The 12,823-nt window shown below is 59.4% G+C and carries 12 protein-coding genes; 8 read left to right on the top strand and 4 right to left on the bottom strand.

What is annotated here, in order from left to right; all coding sequences use genetic code 11:
* Positions 1 to 21 precede the first annotated feature (21 nt).
* The 4 genes from ftsA to lpxC all read left to right on the top strand — a co-directional run bounded on the left by ftsA (position 22) and on the right by lpxC (position 4,600).
* Positions 22 to 1,254 carry a cell division protein FtsA gene (gene ftsA, locus ACSQ36_RS16900; protein ID WP_031360698.1) on the top strand — a complete coding sequence of 411 codons (1,233 nt, stop codon included), beginning with the start codon at positions 22 to 24 and terminating at the stop codon, positions 1,252 to 1,254.
* Positions 1,255 to 1,353: 99 nt separating this feature from the next.
* Complete coding sequence (ftsZ, locus tag ACSQ36_RS16895) at positions 1,354 to 2,547, top strand: cell division protein FtsZ (protein WP_213767326.1); 1,194 nt, start codon at positions 1,354 to 1,356, stop codon at positions 2,545 to 2,547.
* A 265-nt stretch (positions 2,548 to 2,812) separates the two neighbouring features.
* Complete coding sequence (locus tag ACSQ36_RS16890; RefSeq protein WP_165092595.1) at positions 2,813 to 3,316, top strand: peroxiredoxin; 504 nt, start codon at positions 2,813 to 2,815, stop codon at positions 3,314 to 3,316.
* Positions 3,317 to 3,682: 366 nt separating this feature from the next.
* Entirely contained in the window at positions 3,683 to 4,600 is a 918-nt protein-coding gene (gene lpxC, locus ACSQ36_RS16885; RefSeq protein ID WP_213767325.1) for a UDP-3-O-acyl-N-acetylglucosamine deacetylase, read from the top strand.
* Between the two features lie 48 nt (positions 4,601 to 4,648).
* Here the strand turns inward: lpxC and ACSQ36_RS16880 are convergent, their stop codons facing one another.
* On the bottom strand, positions 4,649 to 5,140 hold the full coding sequence (locus tag ACSQ36_RS16880; RefSeq protein ID WP_436182775.1) for a DciA family protein: 492 nt from the start codon (positions 5,138 to 5,140) through the stop codon (positions 4,649 to 4,651).
* A gap of 261 nt (positions 5,141 to 5,401) precedes the next feature.
* Here ACSQ36_RS16880 and secA point away from each other — a divergent pair, with 261 nt between their 5' ends.
* The 4 genes from secA to ACSQ36_RS16860 all read left to right on the top strand — a co-directional run bounded on the left by secA (position 5,402) and on the right by ACSQ36_RS16860 (position 10,972).
* The gene (secA, locus tag ACSQ36_RS16875; protein WP_213767323.1) at positions 5,402 to 8,212 is read left to right on the top strand and encodes a preprotein translocase subunit SecA; all 2,811 of its coding nucleotides are present in this window, start codon (positions 5,402 to 5,404) and stop codon (positions 8,210 to 8,212) included.
* Positions 8,213 to 8,414: 202 nt separating this feature from the next.
* Positions 8,415 to 9,656: a bifunctional glutamate N-acetyltransferase/amino-acid acetyltransferase ArgJ gene (gene argJ, locus ACSQ36_RS16870; protein ID WP_436182774.1), complete on the top strand. Its 1,242-nt coding sequence runs from the start codon at positions 8,415 to 8,417 to the stop codon at positions 9,654 to 9,656.
* 12 nt (positions 9,657 to 9,668) lie between these two features.
* Positions 9,669 to 10,532 (top strand): ATP-binding protein, encoded by an 864-nt coding sequence (locus tag ACSQ36_RS16865; RefSeq protein ID WP_213767321.1) that lies wholly within the window; start codon positions 9,669 to 9,671, stop codon positions 10,530 to 10,532.
* Positions 10,529 to 10,972 carry an NUDIX domain-containing protein gene (locus tag ACSQ36_RS16860; protein ID WP_436182773.1) on the top strand — a complete coding sequence of 148 codons (444 nt, stop codon included), beginning with the start codon at positions 10,529 to 10,531 and terminating at the stop codon, positions 10,970 to 10,972. The genes ACSQ36_RS16865 and ACSQ36_RS16860 overlap by 4 nt, the downstream gene beginning before the upstream one ends.
* Before the next feature lie 28 nt (positions 10,973 to 11,000).
* On the opposite strand, the gene yacG is transcribed toward ACSQ36_RS16860, so the two are convergent.
* The 3 genes from yacG to coaE all read right to left on the bottom strand — a co-directional run bounded on the left by yacG (position 11,001) and on the right by coaE (position 12,808).
* The gene (yacG, locus tag ACSQ36_RS16855; RefSeq protein ID WP_213767319.1) at positions 11,001 to 11,192 is read right to left on the bottom strand and encodes a DNA gyrase inhibitor YacG; all 192 of its coding nucleotides are present in this window, start codon (positions 11,190 to 11,192) and stop codon (positions 11,001 to 11,003) included.
* A 56-nt stretch (positions 11,193 to 11,248) separates the two neighbouring features.
* Positions 11,249 to 12,004: a cell division protein ZapD gene (zapD, locus tag ACSQ36_RS16850; protein WP_031360708.1), complete on the bottom strand. Its 756-nt coding sequence runs from the start codon at positions 12,002 to 12,004 to the stop codon at positions 11,249 to 11,251.
* Positions 12,005 to 12,160: 156 nt separating this feature from the next.
* A complete protein-coding gene (gene coaE, locus ACSQ36_RS16845; protein ID WP_436182772.1) occupies positions 12,161 to 12,808 on the bottom strand; it encodes a dephospho-CoA kinase in 648 nt (215 codons plus the stop codon).
* Positions 12,809 to 12,823 lie beyond the last annotated feature (15 nt).

The raw sequence follows: 12,823 nt of genomic DNA, 5'->3' as shown, positions 1-12,823 counted from the left end.
ATCACAGGCAATGAGCACCCTATGAGCAAAGACTACAAAGACTTGCTGGTCGCCCTCGACATCGGGACGTCGAAGGTGGTGGCGATCGTCGCCGAGTTGAAAGGCGAAGGCCACTACGAGGTGATCGGGCTCGGGCAAAGCGACTCGAAGGGATTGAAGAAGGGCGTGGTGGTGAATATTGAAGCCACGGTCCAGTCGATCCAGCGCGCGCTCGAAGAAGCCGAACTGATGGCCGATTGCAAGATCACGAATGTATTCACCGGCATCGCCGGCAGCCACATTCGCAGCTTCAATTCGAGCGGCATGGTTGCTATCAAGGACAAGGAAGTCACGCAGACCGACGTGGCGCGCGTGATCGAAACGGCCAAGGCGATCAACATCCCGACCGATCAGCAGGTGCTGCATATCCTGACGCAGGAATTCATCATCGATGGGCAGGAAGATGTGCGCGAGCCGATCGGCATGAGCGGCATCCGGCTGGAAGTGAAGGTGCATATCGTGACGGGCGCGGTGAGCGCGGCGCAGAACATCGTGAAGTGTGTGCGTCGATGCGGGCTTGAAGTGAACGACTTGATCTTGCAGCCGCTGGCTTCGTCGCTGGCGGTACTGACGGAAGATGAGAAGGAACTCGGCGTGGTGCTGGTGGATATCGGTGGCGGTACGACCGACATCGCAATCTTCAGCGAAGGCGCGATCCGTCATACGGCGGTGATTCCGATCGCCGGCGATCAGATCACGAGCGACGTCGCCATGGCTTTGCGTACGCCAACGCCCGATGCCGAAGATATCAAGGTGAGCTACGGGATCGCGAAACAGGCGCTGGCTGATCCGGATGAAATGATCGAGGTGCCGGGACTCGGCGAGCGCGGTCCGCGGACATTGTCACGTCAAGCGCTGGCCGCTGTTGTCGAACCGCGCGTTGAAGAACTGTTCTCGCTCGTGCAGCAGGTCGTGCGCGAATCGGGTTACGAAGAATTGCTGAGCAGCGGCGTGGTGCTGACCGGCGGCGCATCGATGATGCCCGGCATGGTCGAACTCGGCGAAGACATCTTCCTGAAGCCGGTGCGTATCGGCGTGCCCGAATATGCGGGCGGTCTGGCGGACGTGGTTCGCAATCCGCGTTATTCCACCGCGATGGGTTTGCTCGTCGAAGGCCGTTCGCAACGCATGCGCGGCCGAAAGGTCGCTGTGCAGTCCGGCTCGATGGGACAGGTTTTGGGACGCATGAAAGATTGGTTCCTGGGAAATTTTTGAACACAAAGAATTCGCGCTGGTGCCGGCGGCTGGCGCGCGACAAGAGGTTGCCCGATCTCTTGCCGAATAACGCCGATTTTCATTCTTGACGGAGGCAATATGGATTTCGAAATGCTGGAAACGGAAACCAACGGAACGATCATCAAGGTCGTTGGTGTTGGTGGTGCAGGCGGAAACGCGGTGCAGCACATGATCAACCGCGGGGTCCAGGGCGTGGACTTCATCGTGATGAATACGGATGCGCAGGCGCTCGCGCGTTCGCGTGCCACCCAGGTGATCCAGTTGGGCAACACGGGTCTGGGAGCAGGCGCCAAGCCGGACATGGGCAAGGCCGCAGCGGAAGATGCGCGTGAGCGTATTGCCGATGCATTGCGCGGCGCGCACATGGTGTTCATCACCGCAGGCATGGGTGGCGGCACGGGTACGGGAGCCGCGCCAGTCGTGGCTCAGATCGCCAAGGAAATGGGTATTTTGACCGTAGGTGTGGTCAGCAAGCCGTTCGAGTTTGAAGGCGGCCGCCGCATGCGCGTGGCTGAAGCGGGATCGCAGCAACTGGAGGATCACGTCGACTCGCTGATCGTCGTTCTCAACGACAAGCTGTTCGAGGTGATGGGCGATGACGCTGAGATGGACAAGTGCTTCCAGTGCGCTGATGACGTGTTGAACAACGCTGTTGCCGGCATCGCGGAAATCATCAACGTCGACGGGCTGGTCAACGTCGACTTCGAAGACGTGAAGACGGTGATGGGCGAGCAAGGCAAGGCAATGATGGGCACGGCGACGGTCGCCGGTGTCGATCGTGCGCGCCTGGCTGCTGAACAAGCCGTGGCAAGTCCGCTGCTGGAAGGCGTGGACCTCTCAGGGGCACGTGGCGTGCTGGTGAACATTACGTCGAGCCGTTCGCTGCGCTTGTCGGAAACGCGTGAAGTGATGAACACGATCAAGTCGTATGCAGCAGAAGACGCGACCGTGATCTTCGGCGCCGTGTATGACGACGCGATGGGCGATGCATTGCGCGTGACTGTGGTGGCAACGGGCCTTGGCCGTGCGGCGAAGAAGCAACAAGCCGCTCCGATGACCTTGCTGAAAACAGGCACGGACAACGTAGCGTTCGCGCACGCACAGCACAGCTACGCGCCGCAGCAATCGAACGGTACGGATTACGGCGCGCTGGAAGCGCCGGCTGTGTGGCGTCAGACGCGTGAAACAGCGGCTTCGCACGTGCAGGCGCTGCAGGAAAAGGGCGTCGACACATACGACATTCCGGCGTTCTTGCGCAAGCAGGCAGACTGATGATGCTTGCCGGGGCGGCTGGTTTTAGTTGTTTTATTTAAGCGCCCGTTGGCAAAAGTCTCAGGCGACGATTGTTCTGCCTCGTTCTCAGGCCGCGTCTTCTGGACGCTGGACTGTGGCCGAGTGACCGCCTCGATTGCGTTCATCATCGTCTATATTGGGATGAGATCGATACGTTAAGCGGCGGCGGAACGAGCTTCTGATGTGATGAATCAAGATGCAAATCGCTGGCGTGACCAGCACTGACTCAGTGAAAGGCCGATCCATGATCAAGACAGGTGAAACGCTGCCCGACGAACGCCTCTTCGAATTTATCGATGTGGCGACGGAGGGCTGCGCCGTGGGACCGAACGGTTTCTCGGTGCGCGAGCGGACGGCGGGCAAGCGCGTGGTGATCTTCGGATTGCCGGGCGCGTTCACGCCCACCTGTTCCGCCAGGCACGTGCCAGGTTTTATCGACAACGCAGAGAAGCTGGCTGCGGCGGGTATCGATGAAATCTGGTGTGTCTCCGTCAACGACGCGTTCGTGATGAACGCGTGGGGACGCGATCTTCAAACCTCGGGCAAGGTGAAGATGATCGCCGACGGCAGCGCACGTTTTACCCGAGCACTCGGCCTGGAGCAGGATTTGTCGGAGCGTGGCATGGGAATTCGCTCCCAGCGTTACGCAATGGTGGTCGAGGACAGCGTGGTCAAGACGCTGAATCTCGAAGCACCCGGCAAGTTTGAAGTTAGTAGCGCTGAGAGCGTACTGGCGACGTTGGGCTGATGTTTGAAGCAATGTTGAGCTGATGTCGCGCTCATTTCAGGGCCTTAAGCCAGACGATATGTTGCATTCGTGCGACATAAAATGACGTTTGGACGGCCTCTTGAAATATGCCGCAACAAAGTCGCAACAAAGCCGTAACGCGGTGCCGATGTCCGGGAATGCCTCCATTCCGGTCATCGGCCCGACCCTCCTCGCTTTCGCGTGGCACAGCACCCGATGTGCTGCCATTACCCGGTAACCTGGAGAAACAAGTTGCAAGGCTCCTCCCGGGACGACGCGAGGCGATTGGAGTATACTTCGCGCTATTGAATACAAATTCACGATTGATTCTCTCAATCGAGAGTCACAATCGAAGCGAAAAAAATTATGTTGAAGCAGCGAACCATTAAAACCATCGTCAAAACCGTCGGCATCGGCCTGCATTCGGGTCGTAAGGTGGATTTGACGCTTCGGCCCGCGCCGGCCAATACCGGTATTGTCTTTGCGCGTATCGACCTGCCTGTGGCGGTGGACATTCCCGTGTCGGCCATGGCTATCGGCGACACGCGCCTGGCTTCGGTCTTGCAAAAAGACGGCGCGCGCGTTTCGACTATCGAACATTTGATGTCGGCATGTGCGGGACTGGGTATCGACAATCTGTATGTCGATGTCACAGCTGAAGAAATTCCGATTATGGATGGCAGCGCTGCTTCGTTCGTGTTTCTGATTCAATCGGCGGGTATTGAAGAGCAGAACGCGGCAAAGAAATTTATCAAGGTGACGAAGCCGGTTGAAATCCGCGACGGCGATAAATTCGCACGCCTTGAGCCGTATTTCGGCTTCAAACTGAAATTCACCATTGATTTTCGCCATCCGGCTGTCGATAAAACCGGACAGGCGCTTGAAGTGGATTTTGCGAATACCTCCTATGTCCGGGATATTGCCCGCGCACGGACGTTCGGTTTTGCGCATGAAGTGGAAATGATGCGTGAACTCGGCTTGGCACGGGGCGGCAGTATGGATAACGCTATCGTGCTGGACGAATACCGCATTCTGAATAACGACGGTTTGCGTTACGAAGACGAGTTTGTGAAGCACAAGATGCTGGATGCGATTGGCGATTTGTATGTCATTGGTCATCCTCTGCTGGCGTCGTATGCCGCGTATAAAGGCGGTCACGCATTGAATAACATGTTGTTGCGTGAATTACTGGCGCACGAAGACGCATATGAAATTGTCACGTTCGAGGATAAGCAAGCGGCGCCGCGCGGTTTCGCTTTCGATACTCAAACGGCGTTCGCATAAGGTATTTAGCAAGTCAGAATGAAATGAGCGGCTGCTTTCGAGCGCCGCTCATTTTTTTTGTGTTTTCGCGTGATGACGCGCGGCCATTTTAGCGAGCGCTTCCTGAAGCGGCGACGGCTCAAGCGTTTCGGCGAGTGTTTGCAACGCGTCGGCCCCGGCGACAGACATGCGCGCTTGTTTGGGCGGCACGACATCTTTCATCGCCTGCGGCCGGACGCGAATCTTCAGCGCATTGACCGCCCAGCCGCGTTGCTGCAAATCCACTAAAAGACGCGGCTCGATATGCCGGAGGCGGGCGGCGAGCGCGTTATGGCCGGCGAAAAGGGCCAATACGCCATCTTTAATGAAACCCGGTTCCACGTTGGATCCAAGATAATCGGGCAGCAGCGCCACCAGATCGCGTTGCAGCGCCGTCACCTGTTCAACGCCGGCGCGCAATGCGAGAAACTCGCTGGTTCGCCCGAGCACCTCCGTCAGCGCCTGCGGCTTGCGGGGATCGAAGCGTGGCGGAGGCCTTGAATTCGGCGGAAATCGGCTCATTTTTCAATCTGTGGGGCTGGCGGCGATGCGCTGATTGTAACGCTGCGCGCCCTGTGACATGGCGGCGCGCTTGCCGGTTTGAACCGCTCTGACGTGCCGCCGGGCCGATGTACCACAAACGATGTGCACGCAAGCTCTACCGGAGGCGCGTGCTAAAATCCCCGATTCGATTTCACCCATGGACTTAAGCCGCCGAGGTTCCCCGAACCGGGACGCACCCAGCGCGCTCTAAGCCAATACCGCGACGCAGACACTGATCCGATGACCACCGGTTTCCTCCAAAAGTTTTTTGGCAGTCGCAACCAGCGCCTAGTCAAGCAGTACCAAAAGACCGTTGCGGCGATCAATGCTTTCGAGCCGACGATCGAGCAGTACACGGACAAGCAACTGCGCGCGAAGACCGACGAGTTCCGTCAGCGCGTGGCGAGCGGCGAGTCGCTCGACCGGTTGCTGCCCGAAGCGTTCGCGGTGTGCCGCGAGGCCAGCAAGCGCGTGCTGAAGATGCGTCACTTCGACGTCCAGCTGATCGGCGGCATGGTGCTGCATTACGGCAAGATCGCGGAAATGCGTACGGGCGAGGGCAAGACGCTCGTCGCTACGCTGGCCGCATATCTGAACGCGTTGTCCGGGCGCGGCGTGCATGTGGTCACGGTGAACGATTACCTCGCGCAACGCGACGCCGAGTGGATGGGCAAGCTCTACAACTTCCTCGGGTTGTCGTGGGGCATCAACCTGTCGCAGATGGAACACGCGCAGAAGCAGGAAGCGTATGCCGCGGACATCACGTACGGCACGAACAACGAGTTCGGCTTCGACTACCTGCGCGACAACATGGTCTACGAGACCCACGCGCGCGTGCAGCGTCCGCTGAATTTCGCGGTGGTCGACGAGGTGGACTCGATTCTTATCGACGAAGCGCGTACGCCACTCATTATTTCCGGCCAGGCCGAAGATCACACCGAACTCTACGTGCGCATGAATGCGCTGCCGCCGCTGCTCGAGCAGCAGATCGGCGAAGAGAAGGCGGACGGCACGGGCGTCGAGAAAGTGGGTGACTACACGCTTGACGAAAAAGCGCGTCAGGTTTTCCTGACCGAACAAGGTCACGAAAAGGCCGAACGGCTGCTGGCCGAGTGGGGCCTGATCGGTGAAGGCGAAAGCCTTTATGCGGCGCAAAACATCACGCTGATGCACCACGTGTACGCCGCGTTGCGCGCGCACACGCTGTTTTTCCGCGACCAGCATTACGTGGTTCAGGGCAACGAAGTCGTGATCGTCGACGAATTCACCGGCCGCATGATGACCGGCCGGCGCTGGTCGGACGGCTTGCATCAGGCCGTGGAAGCGAAGGAACACGTCAAGATCCAGAACGAGAACCAGACGCTTGCGTCCATCACGTTCCAGAACTTCTTCCGCATGTATTCGAAGCTGTCCGGCATGACTGGTACGGCGGACACCGAAGCGTACGAATTCAACGAGATCTACGGCCTGGAAACGGTCGTGATCCCGACGAACCGGCCGCCGAAACGGATCGACAAGCAGGATCAGATCTACAAGACGGCGAAGGAACGCTACGACGCCGTGACGCGCGATATCCGCGATTGCGTCGAGCGCGGGCAGCCGGTGCTGGTGGGTACGACGTCCATCGAGGCGTCGGAGTTGCTGTCCGGCCTGCTCACGCAAGCGGGCCTCAAGCACGAAGTGTTGAACGCGAAGCAGCACGCACGCGAAGCGGCGATTGTCGCGGAAGCCGGGCGGCCGGCCGCGGTCACCATTGCGACGAACATGGCCGGTCGCGGTACGGACATCGTGCTGGGCGGCAATGTCGAGAAGCAGTCGTCGTTTATCGAAGCGGACGAATCGCTCTCCGACGAAGAAAAACAACGCCGCATCAAGCATCTCGAAGACGAATGGCAAGCGCTGCACGACCGCGTGAAGGCATCGGGCGGGCTGCATATCATTGGTACGGAACGGCACGAGTCGCGTCGTATCGACAATCAATTGCGCGGCCGTGCCGGACGTCAGGGCGATCCGGGTTCATCGCGGTTTTATCTGTCGCTCGACGACCCGCTGTTGCGGATTTTCGCCGGCGACCGCGTGCGCTCGATCATGGACCGCCTCAAAATGCCGGAAGGCGAGGCGATCGAGGCGGGGATTGTCACGCGTTCTATCGAATCGGCGCAGCGCAAGGTGGAAGCGCGTAACTTCGATATTCGCAAGCAATTGCTCGAATACGACGACGTATCGAACGATCAGCGCAAGGTGATCTACCAGCAGCGCAATGAATTGCTCGAAGCAACCGACGTGGCCGAGACCATCACCGCCATGCGCCAGAGCGTGATCACCGAGGTGACGCGCACCTACATTCCGGCGGGCAGCATTGAAGAGCAATGGAGCGCTCCGGAACTGGAAGAAGTGCTGCGCAACGAATGGTCACTCGATCTCGCCGTTCAGGAGATGATCAACGAGTCGAATTCCATCGACGCCGACGAGATTCTGGAAGCCGTGGTTTCCGCCGCCGATGAAAGCTACGAAGCAAAGGTCGCACTTGTCGGACGTGAATCGTTCAGCGCATTCGAGCGTTCGATCATGCTGCAGACGCTCGACAGCCGCTGGCGCGAGCATCTGGCCGCGCTGGATCATCTGCGTCAGGGCATCCATCTGCGCGGTTATGCGCAGAAAAATCCGAAGCAGGAATACAAGCGCGAGGCGTTCGAACTGTTCGCCGCCATGCTCGATTCGGTGAAGCAGGAAGTCACGCGGGTCGTGATGAACGTGCAGGTCCAGTCGCCGGAACAGCTGGAAGAAGCCGCCGAACAGTACGAAGAGAAGGGCAGCCATCTGGACAATGTATCGTTCCAGCACGCCGACTTCGAGGAAGGCGGCGCGGCTGCGGCAGCCGTTGCGGCCGACGCCACCACGCAGATGGTCAATCAGGCGATGGGATACGGCGACGACACCACGGTCGCCACCCGCGTGGCGGCGGACGATGTGCCGAAGGTCGGACGTAACGACCCGTGCCCGTGCGGCAGCGGCAAGAAGTACAAAAACTGTCACGGCAAGCTCGCATAATCGACGGTTGAAGAGCCGTAGCGAGTAACAAGAAAGAAGCATTGGAGACAGGCGACGCAGCAATGCGTCGTTTGTCTTTGGCAAATTGGTTTTGGTATCGCCGGACGTCCGTCTTTCAAACAAGTCAGGCTCCGTTCCTTTCATCTCCGTGCCGTTGCGCTTTCTGAGCACCGGCACTCGCCACTTTCAGCGAGTCGCGAACATGGCCGTCAATTTCCCCTCGATCGATCCCGCCCACCTGTTTCCCGTCGCCGGCGTCACGCTAGGCTGGGCCGAGGCGAACATTCGAAAACCGAATCGTAAGGATGTGCTCGTCATTCAGATCGAAGAAGGCGCGACGGTCGGCGGTGTGTTTACGCAAAACCGTTTCTGCGCGGCGCCCGTGACGGTGTGTCGCGAGCATCTGGACGCAGTGCGTGCGGGCGCCAAGGGCATTCGTGCACTCGTGGTGAACACCGGCAATGCGAATGCGGGAACCGGCGAGCCGGGCATGGCGCACACGCGTGAAACGTGTGAGGCGCTGGCCGCGCTGCTGGACCTTGAAGCCACACAGATCCTGCCGTTTTCCACGGGCGTGATTCTTGAGCCGCTGCCTGTTGATCGTTTGAAAGCAGGTTTGCCTGCTGCGCTGGCGAACCAAAAGCCCGCGCACTGGTACGACGCTGCGCAAACCATCATGACCACGGACACATTGCCGAAGGCTGCATCGCGTCAGGTTCAGATCGATGGTCACACGATCACGCTGTCGGGTATCAGCAAGGGCGCGGGCATGATCCGGCCGAACATGGCGACCATGCTCGGTTTTCTCGCCTGCGATGCCGCTGTCACGCAACCGGTGCTCGATACCCTGATCAAGCACGTTGCCGATCGCTCGTTCAACTGCATCACCATTGACGGCGATACCTCGACGAACGATTCGTTCATCGTGATCGCTTCGGGCAAGTCGTCGCTGCCGTTGATTACATCGACGGACTCCCCCGCCTATGTCGCGTTGCGCGATGCCGTGACATCGGTGGCGCAGGAGCTGGCGCAACTGATCGTGCGCGACGGCGAGGGCGCGACCAAGTTCATGACGGTGACGGTGGAAGGCGGCACGAGCGAAGCCGAATGTCGTCTGATCGCGTATGCAATCGGCCATTCGCCGCTCGTCAAGACCGCCTTCTACGCGTCCGATCCCAACCTGGGCCGGATTCTCGCGGCTATCGGTTATGCGGGCGTGGCGGATCTCGATGTGAACAAGATCGATCTGTACCTCGACGATGTCCTGGTCGCGAAGAATGGTGGCCGCAATCCTGAGTATCGCGAGGAAGACGGGCAGCGCGTGATGAAGAAAAGCGAGATCGCGATCCGCGTGCTGCTAGGCCGCGGTCAAGCGGTCGCCACCATCTGGACGTGCGATCTCTCGCACGATTACGTCAGCATCAACGCCGATTACCGCTCCTGATCTTAAATCTCCATGGATAAACTCGAACAATTTCTGACCCGTGCCGAAGCTGTCCTGGCGCGCGTAGAAGGGATGTTGCCGCCGGCTCCGCCGGAAATCGACTGGAACAGCGCCGTGGCATTTCGCTGGCGCAAGCGTCAGGGACGCGGTTTCCTGCAGCCGGTCCCGAACCTGTCGCCGTTGTCGCTCGACGATCTTTGCAATATCGAGCGCCAGAAGGGGCTTATCGAGCAGAACACGCGGCAGTTCGTGCGCAAGTCTCCAGCGAACAACGTGTTGCTGACGGGCGCGCGCGGGACCGGCAAGTCATCGCTGATCAAGGCATGCCTGAACGCGTACCACACGGAAGGGCTGCGTCTGATCGAAGTCGATAAAGACGATCTCCACGATCTCGGCGATATCGTCGACCTGATTTCCGCGCGGCCGGAACGGTTCATCGTTTTCTGCGACGACCTCTCGTTCGAAGAAGGCGAGTCGGGCTACAAGGCGCTGAAAGTGGCGCTGGACGGCTCGATCTCCGCTCAATCAGACAACGTGCTGATTTACGCGACGTCGAACCGGCGCCATTTGTTGCCCGAATACATGAGCGACAACGAGACCTACAAACACACGTCCGATGGCGAAATTCATCCCGGCGAAGTGGTTGAAGAGAAGATTTCGCTGTCCGAGCGATTCGGCCTGTGGGTGAGTTTTTACCCGTTCAAGCAGGACGATTACCTGACGATCGTCGGCCACTGGCTGAAGCATTTCGGCTGCCAGGCAGAAGAGATTGCCGGGGCTCGCGGCGACGCCCTCGTGTGGGCGTTGGAACGCGGCTCGCGCTCGGGACGGGTGGCGTGGCAATTCGCCCGCGACTGGTCGGGCCGCAAGGCATGACGGCTTCTACTTCTACTTCGAGCGTTTCAAACACGGCGCCCGATGGACGCAAGGTGACGGACGTCGCGGTCGGCGTGCTCGTGCAACCGGACGGTCGCTATCTGCTGGCTCAGCGGCCGGAAGGCAAACCGTATGAAGGTTACTGGGAGTTTCCCGGCGGCAAGCTGGAAGCGGGGGAAAGCGTTGAAGCGGCGCTCACGCGGGAATTGCATGAGGAATTGGGTATCGAGGTGACCGGTTGCGAGCGCTGGCGGACACTCGAGCACGATTACCCCCACGCGTACGTGCGGCTCTATTTTTGCAAGGTGACCGCGTGGAACGGTGAACCGGTCGGACGCGAAGGCCAGGCGTTATCCTGGCAGCATCTTCCCGCCGATGTCACGCCGTTGTTGCCCGCGGCCATTCCTGTACTGGAGTGGCTCGCGGCGGAAGCGGTTTAGACGCTTTGTTTCATAACGGGGCTGCGGCCTAGTTCAGGCCGCTATGCGAGTCTTCATCGGGCGGCGTGTCTTGCTCACTGCCGCCAATCTTATATTTCTCGGTCGCCCAGGCACCGAGATCGATTTGCTTGCAACGGTCTGAACAAAACGGACGAAAGCGGCTTTCGGGAACCCAGCGGACGTCCTTCTCGCAAGTCGGGCATTTAACGATAGTGGTCATTCTGCAGAGCGGATTTAAAGAGGTTGAGTTCAGTAAATGGGGTTTCTAAGCCCAACTTAAAGACTGCATAACGTCAGGTGGAACGGGATGTCGGCGTCTACCGCACGTGGCCTCAGATCGCCGTCCTGCACTGTAAAGCGTACCCATAGCATGTACTTGTTCGCACTCGCCTCGGGAATCAGGCGCGTGTCGGACGGCACTCGTACCTGCATCAATTGATAAGTTCGACCCGAAAGCATCTGCTGATAGCTGCCTTGCATGGCCATGACTTTGGACGCCTGGCCCGATTCTCGTGCGAGACGCAGCACGATGGTAGCGGCGTCGCGCAACGGCAGCATGGGCGTGACCCATTTCGCGATGTCCCCGCGGCGCTCCTCGGCTGGATTTTGTTGCCACGCGAAGTACGACGGCAGATCGAAGCGGCAGGTGCCGCCCGGAATGATCGTACGGCTGCGAATGCTCGCAAGCCATTCGTTATCGGCCAGATGCTGGCCCGTCTTGCCCTGCATCTGTCCGAGGCCGGCCAATGTCTGCTCTATTTCGCCCAGCACCGACTCCAGCGCATCCTGTTCGATACCAGGGTTGCCGCGAAACGGCGCGAGCGTCTGGCGTTGCCGCTCCAACTCCTTCATCAGGTCCGCTTTCAGATCCGTGCGGCCCGCGACTTCGGCAATCTCGAACAACGTGGTCAGTGCGGCGTGATGTTCGCGCGGGTCTTCTTGAGTCAGAAAGAAGGTGAAACGCTCGAAAAGATCTTCGAGACGCAGCAGCGTTCTGATTCGCTCGTTGAAGGGGTACTCGTAAAGGATCAAGCGCGCTCGCCTCGGCGTTGGTCGAAAGGTTCGATGGCAGAAAGTGAGGACATTCTAATGCCGCATCAAACCCACGGCAAATCCGCACGTTTAATCACATTTGGCGCGCATTTTCAGCGCCGTTCGTGAGGAGTTCGAACGCGTTGCATGCACTTGCTAGGTACGCGGTTTGCTCCCCGGTTTGCTCTGCAGTTTGTCCGTCTCCGATGCCATTGCCAGATAGCGCACGTGCAAGGCGTCCACCTCGCGCTGCAGCGTTTCCAGCGTGGCGGCAGCGTCGTTGACGACGACGTCGTCGGCGGCCGCCAGGCGCGCTTCACGCGCGGCCTGACGCGCGATGATGGCGAGCACCTGATCGCGTGTGAAGCCATTGCGCCGGATCACACGCTCGATTTGCGTGTCTACCGGGCAGTCGACCACGAGAATCCGCTCCACCTTGCTCGCGCGTTCGCCCGCTTCAATCAGCAACGGCACCACGACGATGTGATAAGCCCCTTGCGCCGCATTGCGTTGGCGCTGGCTTTCGGCGCGGATCAGTGGATGCGTGATCGATTCGAGCTGAGCTTTGGCGGCGTTATCGGAGAAAACGCGGGTGCGCATTTTTGCGCGATCCAGCGAACCGTCGGCGGCAACGTATTCAGGGCCGAACGTGCTTTCGATCAGCGGCATCGCGACGCCACCCGGCGCGGTAATCTGGTGCGCGATCAGGTCTGTATCGATAACGGGTACGCCGCGCGCGGCAAACATGTCCGCCACCGTGGTCTTGCCGCTGCCGATCCCGCCGGTCAAGCCGATGCTGAACATCGTTCAACTCCCTTT

The organism is Caballeronia sp. LjRoot34 (assembly GCF_964253815.1).
GTDB lineage: Bacteria > Pseudomonadota > Gammaproteobacteria > Burkholderiales > Burkholderiaceae > Caballeronia.
Note: the sequence above shows the minus strand (reverse complement) of the source record. Positions and strands in the feature narration are given on the sequence as shown.